We start from the raw sequence: 16387 nt of genomic DNA on the forward strand, positions 1-16387 counted from the left end.
CGCTACAACCCGTAGCCGAGGGTAAGCGAGACCTGCACAGCGATCGCGAAGACGACGGGGCCGATGGCAGCCAGGACGACGGCGATGATGCCCTGCACACGACCCGCACGGCGGGTGATCGCGACGATGCCCTGGACGAGCGCCCAGACGCCGAGGAGCGTCCCGGCCCAGAAGGCGACCTCGCCGAGAAGGACCCAATCGCGAACGGGTGAGAGAACGCTCAGATCGCCGCCGGTCCATTCATCGAGTGAGAGGTTCTGGCGCCCGAGACCCGCGCCGATGCCGACCGCCGCGACGGTGGCGATGATCGGACTGAGGACCGTCGCGGCGACGGATGCGAGAAGGGCGACGACGCCGAGCATCGAGGATCGTGGCGGCGCCGGTGCGGCGAACGGACTCGCCGCGGGGGAGGGGACGCCGGGAGTGGCATACGGCGCGGGGAACCCTGTCGGCGCGACGTACCCTGCCGGCGGTGCGTACGACGGCCGAGGAGTGGAGGGATCGCTCACGCGCCCATCCTACGAGTGCCCTGTTCTTGAGAGTGCCCTGTTCCTACGAGTGCTCTGTCCACAACCCGGCGCATCGAGACTCGCCGCCCGCCTAGACTCTTCGAGTGACAGTTCCCGGGATCGTACGCGCCCTCGAACGGGCTGATTCCTTCCAGGATGCCGTGGTCGCAGCATCCGTCGATGCGGACTTCTCGCTCGTCGACGGGCTCGATGCCCCGATGCTCGCGGCCCTGCTCGACCGACGGCGCGCCGGCGGGAAGCCGGCCACTCTTCTCGTGATCACGCCGACGGGCCGGCGATCGGATGCCCTGGGGCCCGCGCTGGAAGCGCTCCTCCCCGGCGCGGAGGTCGTCCATTTCCCCGCGTGGGAGACGCTGCCACACGAGCGCTTGAGTCCCTCGGCAGAGATCGTCGGGCAGCGGCTGGAGGTGTTGGGCCGGATCGCGCGATGGAACGGCGAGACCCCCTTGGTCGTGACGGCTTCGGTGCGCGGCGCCATCCAGCCTCTCGCAGCCGGCCTCACGGCGATCGAGCCGCTCCGCCTCGATGTGGGTGGCCGCGGGCACGACCTCTCCGATATCGCCGGCCGACTCGTCGCGCTGGCCTACCAGCGGGTCGACATGGTCTCCCGGCGCGGCGAATTCGCGGTCCGCGGTGGCATCCTCGACGTCTTCCCGCCGACCGCACCACACCCGTACCGTGTCGAGCTGTTCGGCGACGAAGTCGACCAGATCCGGGCGTTCTCGGTCGCCGACCAGCGGTCTCTCCCCGGCGATGTCCCGCGTGTCGAGCTCGTCGCGAGTCGGGAGCTCCTGCTCACCGATTCCGTCCGCGAGCGTGCCCGCGCCCTTGCATCCGACTTCCCGGGACTCCGGGGGATGCTCGAGAAGATGTCGGAGGGCATCCCCGTCGAGGGCATGGAATCGCTCCTCCCCGCGGTGGTCGATCGCCTCGTGACGCTCGTGGACTACCTGCCCGAGCGGTCGGCGATCGCTCTCGTCGATCCGGAGCGGTCCGTTGCGCGGGCGATCACGCTCGGAGAGACCAACCGCGAGTTCCTCGAAGCCGCGTGGAGTGCTGCCACGGCGGGAGCGGAGACGCCGATCGATCTCGGGGCAGGCGACTTCGTCACCCTTCCCGCACTCCGGGCTGCCGCGCATTCCCGCGGCGACGTCTGGTGGACGTTCAGCGGGTTCGATTCGGGCGCATCGGATGCCGCAGCCGAAGGCCTCCTCGCCGAGGACATCGACGTCGCCCTCGAGGCCGCCGCGGTCATCCGGGTACCGGGATCGCCCGTGCCGTCGTTCCAGGGCAATGTCGACGGCGCAACGGCGCACGTGGCGCAGCTCCTCGCCGAGGGATGGCATGTCATCGTCACGGCGACGGGACAGGGCCTCGTCGAGCGCGCGCGAGACGTCCTCGCCGAGCGGGGGATCGCTGCACGTCGGGTCGAGGGAATCGATGCCGTCCCCGAGCCGGGGGTCGTCCACGTCGTGATGGCCCCGCTCGAGCGCGGCTTCGAGGCGGCGGATGCCCGGCTCGCCGTCCTGACCGAGACGGAGTTCTACGGGCGCACGATCGGCGGCGATCAGCGCGTCGTCAAGAAACTGGCCTCTCGCCGGAAGAACGTCGTCGATCCGCTGCAGCTCAAGACCGGCGACTACGTCGTCCACGCGACGCACGGCATCGGCAAGTTCGTCGAGATGACGCAGCGCGAGGTCTCGAGCGGCGGGCGGAACGCCGTCAAGAGCGTGCGCGAGTACCTCGTGCTGGAGTACGCGCCGTCCAAACGCGGATATCCCGGCGATAAGCTCTTCGTCCCGACGGATCAGCTCGACCTGCTGTCGCGCTACGTCGGGGGCGAAGCGCCGACGCTCTCGAAGATGGGCGGAAGCGATTGGGCCCAGGCGAAGGGCAAGGCCCGCAGGGCCGTCCGTGACATCGCCGTCGAACTCGTGAAGCTGTACTCGGCGCGCATGGCAGCCAAAGGGCACGCTTTCGGGCCCGACACTCCGTGGCAGCGCGAGCTCGAGGAGGCGTTCCCCTTCGCCGAGACCCCCGACCAGCTCCAGACGATCGACGAGATCAAGGCCGACATGGAGAAGCCCATCCCGATGGACCGGCTCCTGTCGGGTGACGTCGGCTTCGGCAAGACGGAGGTCGCGGTGCGCGCGGCGTTCAAGGCGATCCAGGACGGTAAACAGGTCGCGATGCTCGTTCCGACCACCCTCCTGGTGAAGCAGCATCTCGAGACGTTCGCCGAGCGGTTCGCGGGATTCCCCGTGCAGGTTCGGGCGCTTTCGCGGTTCCAGACCGACAAGCAGGCGCGGGAGGTGCTCGCGGGGCTCACCGACGGCACGGTCGACATGGTCATCGGAACGCACCGCATCCTCACCGAGAAGGTCATCTTCAAAGATCTCGGGCTCATGATCATCGACGAGGAGCAGCGGTTCGGCGTCGAGCACAAGGACGCCCTGAAGAAGCTCAAGACGAACGTCGACATCCTCGCGATGAGCGCCACGCCGATTCCTCGGACGCTCGAGATGGCGGTGACGGGCATCCGTGAGATGTCGACGCTGCAGACGCCGCCCGAGGATCGGCATCCCATCCTGTCGTTCGTGGGACCCCGCAACGACAAGCAGATCGGTGCCGCGATCCGGCGCGAGCTGCTGCGCGAGGGTCAGGTGTTCTTCGTCCACAACCGCGTGCAGTCGATCCAGCGGGTCGCCGCCGAGCTGGCGGAGCTCGTGCCGGAGGCGCGGATCGCCGTCGCGCACGGTCAGATGGGCGAGCACGCGCTCGAAGAGGTCGTCGACGCCTTCTGGGAGCGCCGCTTCGACGTCCTCGTGTCGACGACGATCGTCGAGACGGGTCTGGACATCTCCAACGCGAACACGATCATCATCGACCGCGCTGACAAGTACGGCTTGTCCCAGCTCCACCAGTTGCGCGGCCGGGTCGGACGTGCGCGCGAGCGCGCCTATGCGTACTTCCTCTACGACGAGAACAAGCCGCTCTCCGAGACGGCCGCTGACCGACTCGAGACGATCGCCGTCAACAACGATCTCGGGTCGGGGATGCAGGTCGCGCTGAAGGACCTCGAGATCCGAGGCGCGGGGAATCTCCTCGGCGCCGAGCAGGCCGGCCACATCGCCGGCGTCGGGTTCGATCTGTACCTCCGGATGATCGGCGAGGCGGTCGCCGCCTTCCGCGGCGACGACGTCGAGGGCCCGACGGAGCTGCGGCTCGAGCTTCCCGTCCAGGCGCGTATCCCGGAGTCGTACATCGACAGCGAGCGCCTCCGCCTCGAGGCCTACCAGAAGCTCTCGGCGGCGGCATCCGTCACGGCGAAGGACGAGGCGATCGGCCTCGTCATCGACGAGCTGACGGACCGCTACGGCGAGATGCCGGAAGATGTCGAGGGGCTCATCGCGATCGCGCGCTTGCGCAGACGGGCCGCGCAGGCAGGGCTCGCGGACGTCGTGGCGATGGGGCCGAACCTCCGTATCGCGCCGGCGAACCTGCCCGACTCGATGAAGGTCCGCCTCCAGCGGCTCCACCCCAAGGCGAAGCTCGTCGCGAGCGGCGAGGCCCTCGTCGTGCCGCTGCCGTCCGCCGGGGGAGAGCCGCTCACCGATGCGCAGCTCATTGCGTGGGTGGGTCAGCTCCTCGATCAGCTGTGGCCCGCCAAGACCGTCGAGGAGCCCGCGGTCGCGCCGTGAGGACCCGGCACGGTGCAGGCATCGTCAGCGGCCGTCGACCTCGTCGAAGAACGCGCGGATGTCCCCGCTGAGGAGCTCCGGCTCTTCGTGCGGCGCGAAGTGTCCGCCGCGCGGCATCACGGTGTACCTCGTCAGGTTGTAGGTCCGTTCAATCCACTCGCGGGGTGGACGCGCGATGTCGTGGGGGAAGACCGCGACGGCGGTGGGAGTGGCGACGCTGCGGACCGCGGGAGTCAGGCCGTGGGCGTGCTCGTAGTAGGGGCGGAAGGAAGTCGAGATCGAGTTGGTGAACCAGTAGAGCGACGCCTGGGTCAGGAGGAAGTCGTCGGTGAACCGGCGTCCGATGTCTCCGTCGCAATCGCTCCAGGCGCGGTACTTCTCGACGATCCAGGCCAGGAGGCCGACCGGTGAGTCGGAGAGCGCGGGAGCGAGCGTCAAGGGCTGCCGCTGCTGCTGGTGCTCGTAGCTTCCCGCGAGCTCCGTCCACTCCGCCATCTCCTTCCGGTACCGCCGTTCGGCGTCCGTGAGGGTGCTCTCGTCGAGTTCGATCGGGGGGACGACCGACATCACGTGGATGCCCGTCACCGCCTCCGGGTGAGCCTGTGCCAGACGAGACGTGATCCCCGATCCCAGGTCGCCTCCGTGCGCTCCGTACCGCGAGAACCCGAGCGACGTCATCAGTTCGTGCCACAGCTCGTGCGTTTCCGTGCGCACGCCGGGTCGTTGAGGCGAGAACGGAAAGCCGGGCAACGACGGCACGACCACGGTGAAGGACGTGCGAGAGGTCTCTCCGAAGGAGGAGGGGGACGAGAGTCTCCGAGCGACGTCGACCATCTCGTAGCTCGTGCTCGGCCAGCCGTTCGTGAGGATGAGGGCCTGCGCGTCGGCCGTCTCGCCCTCGAACACGAAGGCGTGAATCGGTGTGCCGCGGACCTCCGTCATGACCGAAGGGAGGGCGAGGATCTCCGCCTCCATGGCGCGCCAGTCGAAGCCCGACACCCATCGCTCGGCGAGGCGGCGCAACGTCGCCGAGTCTGTTCCGGCGTCCCAGGGGCTCATGGGCCATTCCGGCCCCCACCGAGTCGCTTCAATGCGACGACGCAGATCGTCGATCAGGGCATCGCTCACGGGAAGCGGGAAAGGTGCCGTCACGGGAGCACACACTACCCGCCGGGGACGTGTCAGAAGGGTGCGCGAGGAGTTCCCGGAGGTCGTGGCGCCGTTGCAACCGCGAGCCAGTCCGTCGGGACGAACCTCACCTTTCGCGCGGGCCGATCGGAGTAGCGCTGCCCCGTCGGGCTCGACCATTCCAGGATTCCACCGGGGCGTTGCCGGACGGTCCAGTCCGTGTGGTGCTTCAGCGTGTGGTGGCGTCGGCACAGGTGGCTGAGGTTGCTCGCCGTCGTCGCGCCGCCGGCAGCCGCATCGATCGTGTGGTCGACATCGCACCGGAGAACAGATGTTCGACAACCGGGGAAGCGGCAGTGCTCGTCGCGTGCCCGCAGGTGACGGATCAGATCCTTGTTCGGGCGATAGCGATCGACGGCCAGGACGCCACCGGAAACAGGATCGGTGAGAACCCGGGTCCAGCTCGAGGCGCTCCCAGCGAGACGGAGGGCCGTCGCGGGATCGATCGGCCCATGCCCGACGAGGACGCACGGTTCATCCCCGACACCCGCCTCGATGAGCACGGGCACTGTCACTTGCACGTCGGCCGTGATGGATCCCAAGCCACCGTCGTGTGCCACGGGATCGCCGGCGAGCAGCAGGTCGGCGAAGATATCCGCGCGAAGCTGCCCGATCGTCCGGCGCTCACTTTCCCGACTGGGGCCGCTGACGAAGGCCGGATCGCCGTCCCCGTGGCTCTCACCCCCGTGCGCCTCGGGGTCGCTCCCGCGGTCAGCAGATCCCCTGTCGGCTTCGCGTTCTCCGTCGTGCTGAGCTTCCTCAGCCTCGATGTGAGCGGCTTCTCTCGCCATCTGCGTGACGCGATCGTAGATCCCGTGCGCGATGACGGCCGGCTGGTCTGCGATGATCCGCGCGATGCCGTCGTCGAGGTCCACGAGGCGAACTCCCCGCGCGTCGACTGCCCGCTGCCGCCGCTCTCCAACCGCTTCGGGTGCGAGCTGCGCCGCGAGCGTTCGCGCGATGGAGCGGAGACGACCCGAGGTCTCGGACTCCGCGATCGGGACGATGATCGCCTCGTACCGCGCGACGAGCTCGTCGGGCACGACGACGCCGGCATCGACGACGACGCCGGCGTGTGCGGCGTCGATGCGCCCCTCACGCCAGGCTGTGAGGGTGCGGGGATAGCGCGACGTCAGGGTCGATGCGTCGCTCATCCGCAGCTGCACGCTCCGGTCGCTCACGCGCATGGCGGTGGCCAGCTCGGCACAGACCTCCCGCATGCCCAGATCAGCATTCCGACGCCGGGACGACTCCGACCGCGTCGTGTCGCGCTCGACCGCCAGCGCAACGGCATCCGAGAGCAGACCGGCCTGCTGCGCTTGGAGTGTCGCGATCCGTCGGTTGACCGCTGCGACGTCCGCGACGAGAGCGCCCAGGGATGTCGCCCAGTCGTCGTACTGCGGATCGGAGGTCACTGCCCGGTGCTCCCTTCGGTGTTGATTCACCAGTGTGCGGACAGCTCCCAGGATAGAACAAAGCTCCGACACTCCCACGTGCCCTGTGGACAACTTCCGGCATAATCAGCCGCGCTTCGGCTCGGTCGCAACTCCTCGCCCTTGCCGCCCGCGGGCGTACTCTGGCTGCAATCGACAAGCGACGCTGCGACGGAGGAAGCACCATGCAGTTCGAGCATCTGGGAGTGAGCCCACGGATCCATCCCGATGCCGTAGTCGCGCCGACCGCCGTCATCAGCGGCGACGTCGAGATCGGCCCCGAGTGCCGCGTCCTGCACGGTGCCGTCATCACGTCGGAGGGGGGACCGGTCACGCTCGGCGCCCACGTCATCGTCATGGAGAACGCGCTGATCCGAGCGACTGCGACGAACGCCGTGCACATCGGCGACCACGTTCTCGTGGGTCCCATGGCGAGCGTCTCCGGAGCGACCATCGCCGACGAGGTGTTCCTCGCAACCGGTACCCGCATCTTCAATGGTGCGAGGATCGGCGCGCGCAGCGAAGTGCGCATCAACGCCGTCGTTCACCTTCGCACGACCCTGCCCGCCGACACCGTCGTTCCGATCGGGTGGATCGCCGTCGGTGATCCCCTCCAACTGCTCTCTCCCGATCGCCACGAGGAGATCTGGGAGGCCCAGCGGGAGCTGGACTTCCCCGGCTACGTCTTCGGGCTCGATCGCGAGACGCCGGATCTCATGGTGCAGCTCACCGAGCGCTACGGGCGGAGCCTCGCGCGACACGTCGACGACCGCCGCATCGATTGAGTCGATGCGGCGACATCGATCGGGGCCGCGCGCCCGGCGTCACCCGGTGTTCTGAAGACCGGCCGCAACGCCCGACACCGACAGCAGGAGCAGGCGCTGCTGCTCGGCATCCGTTGCGCCCGTCCTGAGCGCGCGCAGTGCCCGCAGCTGCAGGAGCGAGAGTGCGTCGACGTAGGGGCTGCGCATCTTGACGGCGCGTTGCAGGACGGGCTTGTTGCCCAGCAGTTCCGCGCCTCCCGTCAGACGCACGACCCACGCGCGCGTCAGCGCCATCTCGTCCGTGACGAGCGCGGCGAGGTCGTCGCGGTCGCCGAGCGCGAGATAGTGCCGGGCGATGCGATCGTCCGCCTTCGCGAGGCTCATCGCGACGTTGTCGATCATGGTGTGGAAGAGCGGCCACTGGTCGTAGGCCTCGATGAGGCGGTCCGCGTCGCCGACGGCCTCGAGCGCCGTGCCGAGGCCGAACCAGCCCGCGAGGTTGATGCGGGCCTGCGTCCAGGCGAACACCCACGGGATCGCCCGGAGATCGGCGAGCGACTCCACCGAGAGTCCGCGGCGCGCAGGGCGGGATCCGAGGGCCAGAAGGCCCAGTTCCTCCATCGGTGTCACTTGTGCGAACCAGGGCGCGAACCCGGGCGCCTTCACGAGTGAGAAGAACCGCTCGCGCGAGGCGGCATCCATCGTCGCGGCGATGTCGGCGTAGCGCTCCGCCGTCTCGCGATTGTGCTGCTCGTTGGACGGGGCGGATGCCAGGAGCACAGCCGCAGCGACCTGATCGATGTGCCGCATCGCGATCGCGGGGTCGCCGTAGCGGGCGAAGATGACCTCGCCCTGCTCGGTCAGTTTGAAGCGCCCGTCGACGGAGTGGGGCGGCTGCGCGAGGATCGCCGAGTTCGCGGGGCCGCCACCGCGTCCGAGCGCGCCTCCGCGTCCGTGGAAGAGGGTGAGCTCGATTTCCTGCTCCGTGGCCCACGCGCCGATCGCGGCCTGCGCTTCGTAGAGGGCGAGGTTGGCGGCGACGGGGCCGACGTCCTTGGAGGAGTCGGAGTAGCCGAGCATGACTTCCAGGCGCCTGTCCGTGGCGTCCAGCCGGGCGGCGAACTCGGGGTGCTCGACGATCTCGGCGAGGATCCCCGGAGCCGCCTGCAGGTCGGCGAACGTCTCGAAGAGCGGGATGACATCGAGGACGGGTGTCGCTTCGCCCGGGCCCATGGCGTAGCGGGCGAGGCGGTGCACGTTGGCGAGATCCTGTGCCGACTGCGTGAACGACACGATGTAGCGGCCCGCGGCGCGAGAACCGTAGCGTTCCTGCAAGAAGGCGATGGAACGGAAGACGTCGAGCACTTCGTCGGTCAGCTCGGAGCGCTCGCCACCGGCATCGAGCTCGGCGAGCACCTTCGCATGGACGGCCGAGTGCTGTCTGACCTCGAGTTCCGTCAGGTGGAATCCGAACGTCTCGACCTGCCAGATTAATTGCTGGAGATGCCCGAACGCCTGCCGAGGTGCCCGCGCCGCGACGAGCGACTCCTGCACGACCCGCAGATCCGCGAGAAGCTGCTCGGGCTCGTGGTACGCCAGATCGGCGTTGCGCGTCCGCGTCGCGGCGATCTTGCGGGCCACGAGGAGCAGGATGCGGCGGTGCGGTTCACCGGGCGACCGCTTCGCGATCTCTGCGGCCTCGTCCTCGTCGGCCGCGCGCAGTCGCTGCCACAGGGCTTCGAGCGCCGCGCTCGGCGGGGTCGTCGCGGCATCCAAGGTGAGCGTGCGACCGATTCTCAGCGCCGTGCGCTCGAGGCCCAGCAGGACATGCTCGCTCGCGATCGCTGCGGCCTTGCGCGTGACGGATGCCGTGACGAACGGGTTCCCGTCACGGTCGCCGCCCACCCAGGAGCCGACGCGGACGAACGGCTTCACGATGGGAGCACGGCTTCCGGCAGCGGGTCCCTGGAGCGCGTCATCGACGCGCCGGTAGACATGCGGGACGGCGGTGTAGAGCGTCTCGTCGAAGACGGCCATGACGGCACGCACTTCGTCCGTGGGTGACGGCTTCTCGGGACGAAGAGGGGCGGTCCGCCACAGCGTGTCGATCTCTTCGAGCATGCGCCGCTCTGCGCGCCGCTCGTCGGCGCCGTTGCGCACGGCGGTGTCCCGCTCCTCCAAGAGCGTCGCGAGTCTGCGGATGCTGGTCGACACGGCCCTGCGGCGTGCCTCGGTCGGATGCGCCGTGAACACCGGGTGGAAGCGGAGCGCCTGCAGCCGCGCGAGCGCCGTGTCATCGCCGACCTCTTCCGCGAGGCGGACGAAGGCGGCAGCCACCGAATCGCCCGCGCGCTCCTTGTCGGGCCGTCCGTCGCGCTCGCGCAGGATCCGCACGCGCTGGTGCTCTTCGCACAGGTTCACGAGGTGGAAGTAGGCCGTGAAGGCGCGGGCGACCTCGTCGGCCCGGGCGACGGAGAATCCGTCGGCGATCGCCGCGGCGCGCGCGAACGCTTCGTCGGACTCGTCGGTGTATGCCTGGATGGTCGCGACGCGGAGGCGCTCGACGTCGTCGTACAGTCCCGGCGATCCGCTCTCACGCAGGACCCGGCCGAGCAGGGCCCCGAGGAGCCGGACGTCGGCGCGCATCTTTTCGGGGATGGACTGCTCGGCTTCGTAGCGTCCGACGAGATCGATCGCCTCGGTGGGGGTGGGTTCACGCATCCCTCCACGCTATCGGCGCTGTGTTTCCTCGACGTCACGTGTGACATCAGCAACGCCCGGTAAGCTGGAGGGAGGAGAGCCGGGAAGTCTGGTCGGCACGTCGTCTGACGAACCCAGAATCCCCTCCGAAAGGACGCTTATGTCTTTGCTGCGCTCTGCGCGCTTCCCCGCCATCATCCTGTTGTCGGCGGCGATCCTCGCCCTCATCCTCGCCAATTCTCCCGCCGGCCCCGCGGTCGTCGCGCTCAAGGAGACGTATCTCGGCATCCCGGGAGTCTTCGAGATGTCGATCGGGCACTGGATCCAGGACGGCCTGCTCGCCGTCTTCTTCTTCGTCGTCGCGGTCGAGCTGCAGTTCGAGCTCACGAGCGGCGAGCTCAACTCCGCCCGGAAGGCCCTGCAGCCGGCCATCGCCGCGGCCGGTGGCGTCATCGTCCCCATCGCCGTGTTCCTGCTCTTCGCGGGCACGTCGGATGCCTCGGGCGGATGGCCCATCCCGACGGCCACCGACATCGCGTTCGCGCTGGGAGTCCTCGCGGTGTTCGGCAAGGGTCTGCCCAGCGGCATCCGCATCTTCCTTCTCGCCCTCGCGATCCTCGACGACATCGTCGGCATCGTCTTCATCGCCGTGCTGTTCACGGACGGCGTCAATGTCGCGCTCCTCGCGTTCGCGGCGGTCGCCGTCGTCGCCTTCGGCATCCTCAGTCGCATGACGGGCGGACGCGGGCACGTCGCCGTCGTCGTGCTCCTCGTCGTCATCGGCATCGTCACGTGGGTGCTCGTGTACCTCTCGGGCGTCCACGCCACGATCGCGGGCGTCGCCCTCGGCCTCGCGATGGCGCAGCAGCCGGCGCTCCGCACGCGGCACGCGATGGAGCCCTGGGTCAACGCCGTCGTGCTTCCCCTGTTCGCCTTCTCCGCGGCCCTCGTCGTCATTCCGCAGGTGTCGCCGACCGAGCTGTCGCCGGCGTTCTGGGGCGTGCTGGTGGCCCTTCCCGTCGGCAAGATCATCGGCATCACGGTCTTCGGCTGGATCTCCTTGCGGGTGGGGAACCGGGGTGCGACACCGCACCTGTCGTTCCTCGACCTCCTGGCGGCGGGAAGCCTCGGCGGCATCGGATTCACCGTGTCGCTGCTGCTGTCCGAGCTCGCGTTCGCAGGCCGTCCCCTCATCCGCGACGAGGCCACGCTCGGCGTCCTCGCGGGGTCGGCGATCTCGCTCATCCTCGCGGCTCTCCTCGTCGCGCAGCGCGCCCGCAGCTACCGCCGCCGCGGCGCGGTCGCAGCCGAGCACGACCCGATCCACGAGACCGCCGAGGAGCCTCGGATCACATGAGCCTGGATCCGCGCGACGCTCACCCCGACGATGCCCTGCGCGCTGCAGCAGAGACGATGCGTGCCGTCCGCGATCGCTGCGTGTGGTCGCAACAGATCGATCACGACGCGCTCGTGCCCTACCTCGTGGAGGAGAGCGCCGAGCTCATCGACGCGGTCGAGGACGGCGACAGGGCCGACCTTCGCGAAGAGCTCGGCGACCTCCTCTGGCAAGTGCTGTTCCATGCCGAGATCGCATCGCGCGACCCCGACGACCCGTTCGACATCGATGATGTGGCGCGGGGCCTGACCGACAAGATGGTGAGGCGGCATCCCCACGTGTTCGCGGATGCCGTCGCCACGACGCCCGAAGAGGTGCTCGTGCACTGGAACGCCGCGAAGGCGGCAGAGAAGCGCGACCGCCGCAGCGTCTTGGACGGAGTGAGCGAGCGCATGCCGTCGCTCGCCCTCGCCCAGAAGCTTCTCGGCAGAACGTCGCGACTGCCGTCCGACGTCCTTCACGTGGCACCCGCCGAGAGCGCACTCGACTCCGAAGAGCAGCTCGGGGAGGCGCTTCTCGCGCTCGTCGAGACCGCGCGCACTCACGGGTGGGATGCCGAGCGGGCCCTTCGAGCGCGCCTGCGCGTCCTGCAGACCGACGTGCGCACGGCGGAGGGTGCCGCAGGCACGGTCGGCGGTGCGGAAAGATAGAGGCGTGGCTTCCGTCAATCCGCCGCGCGGCATGCGCGACTTCCTCCCCGCAGACAAGGCTCGGCGCGAGCGTGTCCTCGCCGTCATCCGCGAGCGCTACCGTGCCCACGGGTTCGATGAGATCGAGACTCCCGTCGTCGAGGAGTATGCGCGCCTCCACTCCGGCATGGGCGGCGACAACGAGAAGCTGGCCTACAACGTCCTCAAACGCGGACTCGACGCCGACGCCATCCGCGCCGCGGCAGATGACCCCGCGTCCCTGACGGACCTCGGCCTCCGCTACGACCTCACGGTCCCGCTCGCCCGGTTCTACGCCTCGAATCGGGGTCAGCTGCCGACGGTCTTCCGCTCGATCCAGATCGCTCCCGTGTGGCGTGCCGAGCGCCCGCAGAAGGGACGCTACCGGCAGTTCGTGCAGTGCGACATCGACATCATCGGTGATGGTTCGGCGCGCGCCGAAGCGGAGCTGGCGATCGCGACCCTCGACACGCTCGATGCGCTCGGACTCAGGGGCGGCAGCATCCGGATCAACGACCGGCGGGTCCTGGACGCGATGCTCGAGGGATTCGGCTTCGCGGCGGAGGAGCGCCCGGGTGTCCTCATCACGATCGACAAGCTCGACAAGGTCGGCCCGGACGGCGTCGTCGCCGAGCTGACGTCGCGCGGCGCGGATGCGGCGGCGGTGGCGGCGTTCCACACCTTCCTCACGCGCCCTCGGACGCTGGAGTATCTCCCCTACGGAGAGGGGCAGATCCGCAAGGCGCTCCCGGACGGAATCGCGGACGAGATCATCGATCACCTCGCCGGCATCGGTGCAGCGGTCGCGGCCGCCCGCGGGTCGGACGTCGACATCCCGCTCGTCTTCGACCCGTTCCTCGTCCGCGGCATGGGCTACTACACCGGCACGATCCTGGAGCTCGCGCACCCGTCGGTCGAGTACTCACTCGGCGGCGGTGGCCGCTATGACGGGATGATCGGCCGGTTCCTCGGTCAGGACGTTCCCGCCGTCGGGTTCTCGATCGGCTTCGAGCGCATCGTCGACCTCGTCGATGATTCCGCGGATGCCGCGCAACCCGCCGTCGTCCTGGTCCACGATCGCGACATGCCCGTCGGCGATCTGCTGGCGCTCAAGGCGGCGCTCGTGAGCGAGGGCTCGCGCGTGCGGCTGGAGCAGCGGACGAAGAACATCAAGGCGCTCCTGGAGCGTGCGGCATCCGACGACTACACCTCCTTCGCGACGGTGTCCGCCGGGGCGACGCGCGAGAGCATCGAGATCAAGCCCCTCGCCTGAGCCGCGCTCGACGGCACCCGGTCGTCATCGGGCGTTCACCTCGACGTGTTCGGCTGGCATCATGAGTCCGACCCGTCGGGTGAGCGTCGTCTTCGCCAGCACAGCGCTCATCGCGGCGGCAGGTGTCGCGGCATCCCGCGCCGTCCTGGCCCGGCAGGCCGCCATCGCGCGACGGCGGATCGGCAAGCCCCTCGGCGAGGTCGCCGTCGACGCCGACCGGGTTTGGCGAAAGCGCCTCGCAGGCGACCCCGTCGAACTCCTCCTGCTGGGCGATTCGATCGCGGCGGGACTCGGGGCCGAGCGGCGCAAGGACACCCTGGGGGCGAGGCTCGCGAAGGGGGTGGCCCGCGCCGTCGGGCGGCCCGTGCGGCTGACGACAGCGGCCGTCGTCGGATCTGAGTCCTCCGCCCTCGCGGGGCAGCTCGACACGATCGCCGCGGATGCTCGTCACGATGTCGCCGTCATCATCGTGGGCGGCAATGACATCACGCACCGGATCCCCATCGCCACCTCCGTCAGGCAGCTCCACGAGACGATCGAACGGCTTCGCGGGCGGGGGACGGAGGTCGTCGTGGGGACATGCCCCGATCTCGGCGCGCTCCGTCCCGTCCCGCAGCCGCTGCGGGCTCTGAGCTCGCGGCTCTCACGTCAGCTCGCGTCCGCGCAGGCGGAAGCGGCGCGCGCCGCGGGGGCCCGTCCCGTCTCGCTCCGGCGGGCGGTGGGGCCCTTCTTCATCTCGCAGCCCGACGAGATGTTCAGCCTCGATCGATTCCACCCGTCCGCCCTCGGCTACCGCCGGACGGCGGACGCCCTCGTTCCCGCGATCGTCGACGCCCTCGAGGCGAGGTCGGCGGACGCCCGTGTGTGACGCGACGCGCGCCGGGGCCGACTGGTAGCGTTCCGGAATCGCGGACGATCGTCGCGCACCTTGACGAGGAGGACTGCATGGCCCGGACTGACAGCGCGCCCGCTGCGAAATCGCACGCCGCACCGCGAGAGGAGTGGACAGGGCAGATCGGGTTCATCCTCTCGGCCATCGGCTCGGCGGTCGGGCTCGGCAACATCTGGAGGTTCCCCGGCGTCGCGTACGAGAACGGCGGCGGAGCCTTCCTGATCCCGTATCTCGTCGCACTCCTCACTGCCGGCATCCCGATCCTCTTCCTCGACTACGCCATCGGCCACCGCTTCCGTGGTGCGGCCCCCACGGCCTTCCGCCGGCTGGGCGGTCGCCTCGGGCGCTGGATGGAATCGCTCGGATGGTTCCAGGCGATGATCGCCTTCGTCATCGGCCTGTACTACACCGTCGTCATCGCGTGGGCGCTGAGCTTCTTCGTCTTCTCCTTCGATCTGCGGTGGGGAGACGACCCGGCAGCGTTCTTCACGGGCGACTACCTGCAGGTGGGAGAACCCGGATTCTCTCTCGACTTCGTTCCCGGCGTCCTCATTCCGCTTGCCATCGTCTGGGTGCTCGCGATCGTCGTGCTCGCGGCGGGCGTCGCGAAGGGACTGCAGCGCACGAACGTCATCGCGCTGCCCGTGCTCCTCGTCGCCTTCACGGTCCTCGTCGTCCGGGCCCTCTTCCTGGACGGCGCCGGCGAAGGACTGACGGCACTGTTCACGCCCGAATGGTCGGCGCTCGCCGATCCGAACGTGTGGATCGCGGCGTACGGCCAGATCTTCTTCTCCCTGTCGATCGCCTTCGGCATCATGATCACGTACGCGTCGTACCGGCGCCGCCGCTCGAATCTCACGACGCCCGGCCTCGTCGTGGCGTTCTCCAACTCGTCGTTCGAGATCCTCGCGGGCATCGGTGTCTTCGCGACGCTCGGCTTCTTCGCGTTCCAGCAGGGTGTCGCGGTGGACGAGCTCGAGGGGCTGACGGGCGTCGGGCTGTCGTTCATGACGTTCCCGGCGATCGTGTCGCAGATGCCGGGAGGCCCCATCTTCGGATGTCTCTTCTTCGGCTCCCTCGCCCTCGCCGGCTTCACGTCGCTCGTCTCGGTCCTCCAGGTCGTCTCGGCCGCCGTGCAGGAGAAGTTCGGGATCACGCGGCGCGCCGCGGCGATCGGCGTCGGGGGCGTCTCGGCCGTCCTCTCCGTCCTGATCTTCTCCACGACGACGGGACTCCTCGCTCTCGATGTCGTCGACCAGTGGGCCAACAACGTCGGCATCGTCGCATCGGCGGTCCTCACGACGGTGCTCGTCGTGTGGGTGGCGCGGAAGGGACCCGAGCTGCGGTACCACCTCAACACCCTCTCCACGTTCCGGGTGGGCAACATCTGGGTGATCCTCGTCGGCGTCCTCGGACCCGTCGTCCTCGGCTACATGCTCATCTCGAAGATCGTCTCGCTCATCGTCGAGGGGTACGGCGGGCTCCCCGCCTGGTACCTCGGCGTCTTCGGGTGGGGCACGGTCGCGCTCCTCGTCGTGGGCGCCGTCCTCGTCACGGTCGTGCCGTGGCGTCGGTCGCCCGACGACTTCACTCCGTGGCCGCCCTATCCGCCGGCGTCCGATGAGCGCACGCCTGCTTCGCAGAAGGGAGTCCGGTCATGACTCCGATCGCCATCACATTCCTCATCCTGTCGATCCTGATCGTGTGGGGAGGCCTCGTCGCGAGCGCGATCTTCCTGCGCAGACGCCCCGAGCCCGACACGTTCCCCGAGGGTGCTGCCGACGACCATCGCGAAGACGACGCGCCCATCGAACACGACACGTGACACCGCTCACCCGGTCG

Annotated in this window: 12 protein-coding genes; 8 read left to right on the forward strand and 4 right to left on the reverse strand. The window is 69.1% G+C overall.

The genetic code is table 11. The features are described 5' to 3' along the window. Positions 1 to 2 precede the first annotated feature (2 nt). A complete protein-coding gene (locus FBY39_RS10450; protein WP_141932245.1) occupies positions 3 to 509 on the reverse strand; it encodes a hypothetical protein in 507 nt (168 codons plus the stop codon). Positions 510 to 613: 104 nt separating this feature from the next. Here FBY39_RS10450 and mfd point away from each other — a divergent pair, with 104 nt between their 5' ends. Further along, on the forward strand, positions 614 to 4231 hold the full coding sequence (gene mfd, locus FBY39_RS10455) for a transcription-repair coupling factor (RefSeq protein ID WP_141932246.1): 3618 nt from the start codon (positions 614 to 616) through the stop codon (positions 4229 to 4231). 24 nt (positions 4232 to 4255) lie between these two features. On the opposite strand, the gene FBY39_RS10460 is transcribed toward mfd, so the two are convergent. Both FBY39_RS10460 and FBY39_RS16610 read right to left on the reverse strand, forming a co-directional pair. Then, a complete protein-coding gene (locus FBY39_RS10460) occupies positions 4256 to 5383 on the reverse strand; it encodes an epoxide hydrolase family protein (protein ID WP_222115687.1) in 1128 nt (375 codons plus the stop codon). Positions 5384 to 5412: 29 nt separating this feature from the next. Next, positions 5413 to 6834: an HNH endonuclease signature motif containing protein gene (locus tag FBY39_RS16610; protein WP_160133095.1), complete on the reverse strand. Its 1422-nt coding sequence runs from the start codon at positions 6832 to 6834 to the stop codon at positions 5413 to 5415. Between the two features lie 203 nt (positions 6835 to 7037). On the opposite strand from FBY39_RS16610, the gene FBY39_RS10470 reads away from it, so the two are divergent. After that, positions 7038 to 7637: a gamma carbonic anhydrase family protein gene (locus FBY39_RS10470; RefSeq protein ID WP_141932249.1), complete on the forward strand. Its 600-nt coding sequence runs from the start codon at positions 7038 to 7040 to the stop codon at positions 7635 to 7637. Positions 7638 to 7676: 39 nt separating this feature from the next. Here FBY39_RS10470 and FBY39_RS10475 read toward each other — a convergent pair whose 3' ends face one another. Beyond that, complete coding sequence (locus FBY39_RS10475; protein WP_141932250.1) at positions 7677 to 10337, reverse strand: phosphoenolpyruvate carboxylase; 2661 nt, start codon at positions 10335 to 10337, stop codon at positions 7677 to 7679. A gap of 139 nt (positions 10338 to 10476) precedes the next feature. On the opposite strand from FBY39_RS10475, the gene FBY39_RS10480 reads away from it, so the two are divergent. The 6 genes from FBY39_RS10480 to FBY39_RS10505 all read left to right on the forward strand — a co-directional run bounded on the left by FBY39_RS10480 (position 10477) and on the right by FBY39_RS10505 (position 16370). Then, positions 10477 to 11673, forward strand: coding sequence for a Na+/H+ antiporter NhaA (locus FBY39_RS10480; RefSeq protein ID WP_141932251.1), 1197 nt, complete (start codon positions 10477 to 10479; stop codon positions 11671 to 11673). After that, the gene (locus FBY39_RS10485) at positions 11670 to 12362 is read left to right on the forward strand and encodes a MazG family protein (protein ID WP_141932252.1); all 693 of its coding nucleotides are present in this window, start codon (positions 11670 to 11672) and stop codon (positions 12360 to 12362) included. The genes FBY39_RS10480 and FBY39_RS10485 overlap by 4 nt, the downstream gene beginning before the upstream one ends. Before the next feature lie 31 nt (positions 12363 to 12393). Beyond that, the gene (hisS, locus tag FBY39_RS10490; RefSeq protein ID WP_222115716.1) at positions 12394 to 13653 is read left to right on the forward strand and encodes a histidine--tRNA ligase; all 1260 of its coding nucleotides are present in this window, start codon (positions 12394 to 12396) and stop codon (positions 13651 to 13653) included. A gap of 61 nt (positions 13654 to 13714) precedes the next feature. Then, the gene (locus FBY39_RS10495; RefSeq protein ID WP_141932254.1) at positions 13715 to 14521 is read left to right on the forward strand and encodes an SGNH/GDSL hydrolase family protein; all 807 of its coding nucleotides are present in this window, start codon (positions 13715 to 13717) and stop codon (positions 14519 to 14521) included. 77 nt (positions 14522 to 14598) lie between these two features. Beyond that, positions 14599 to 16206 (forward strand): sodium-dependent transporter, encoded by a 1608-nt coding sequence (locus FBY39_RS10500; RefSeq protein WP_141932255.1) that lies wholly within the window; start codon positions 14599 to 14601, stop codon positions 16204 to 16206. Then, positions 16203 to 16370, forward strand: a complete 168-nt coding sequence (locus FBY39_RS10505; RefSeq protein ID WP_141932256.1) for a methionine/alanine import family NSS transporter small subunit — start codon at positions 16203 to 16205, stop codon at positions 16368 to 16370. The genes FBY39_RS10500 and FBY39_RS10505 overlap by 4 nt, the downstream gene beginning before the upstream one ends. Positions 16371 to 16387 lie beyond the last annotated feature (17 nt).

It is taken from the genome of Microbacterium sp. SLBN-146 (genome assembly GCF_006715145.1).
Taxonomy (GTDB): Bacteria; Actinomycetota; Actinomycetes; order Actinomycetales; family Microbacteriaceae; genus Microbacterium.

Coding starts and splice junctions, on each gene's coding strand:
- FBY39_RS10470 (WP_141932249.1), top strand. CDS start 7,038: ATGCAGTTCGAGCATCTGGGAGTGAGCCCACGGATCCATCCCGATGCC.
- FBY39_RS10475 (WP_141932250.1), bottom strand. CDS start 10,337: ATGCGTGAACCCACCCCCACCGAGGCGATCGATCTCGTCGGACGCTAC.
- FBY39_RS10480 (WP_141932251.1), top strand. CDS start 10,477: ATGTCTTTGCTGCGCTCTGCGCGCTTCCCCGCCATCATCCTGTTGTCG.
- FBY39_RS10485 (WP_141932252.1), top strand. CDS start 11,670: ATGAGCCTGGATCCGCGCGACGCTCACCCCGACGATGCCCTGCGCGCT.
- hisS (WP_222115716.1), top strand. CDS start 12,394: ATGCGCGACTTCCTCCCCGCAGACAAGGCTCGGCGCGAGCGTGTCCTC.
- FBY39_RS10495 (WP_141932254.1), top strand. CDS start 13,715: ATGAGTCCGACCCGTCGGGTGAGCGTCGTCTTCGCCAGCACAGCGCTC.
- FBY39_RS10500 (WP_141932255.1), top strand. CDS start 14,599: ATGGCCCGGACTGACAGCGCGCCCGCTGCGAAATCGCACGCCGCACCG.
- FBY39_RS10505 (WP_141932256.1), top strand. CDS start 16,203: ATGACTCCGATCGCCATCACATTCCTCATCCTGTCGATCCTGATCGTG.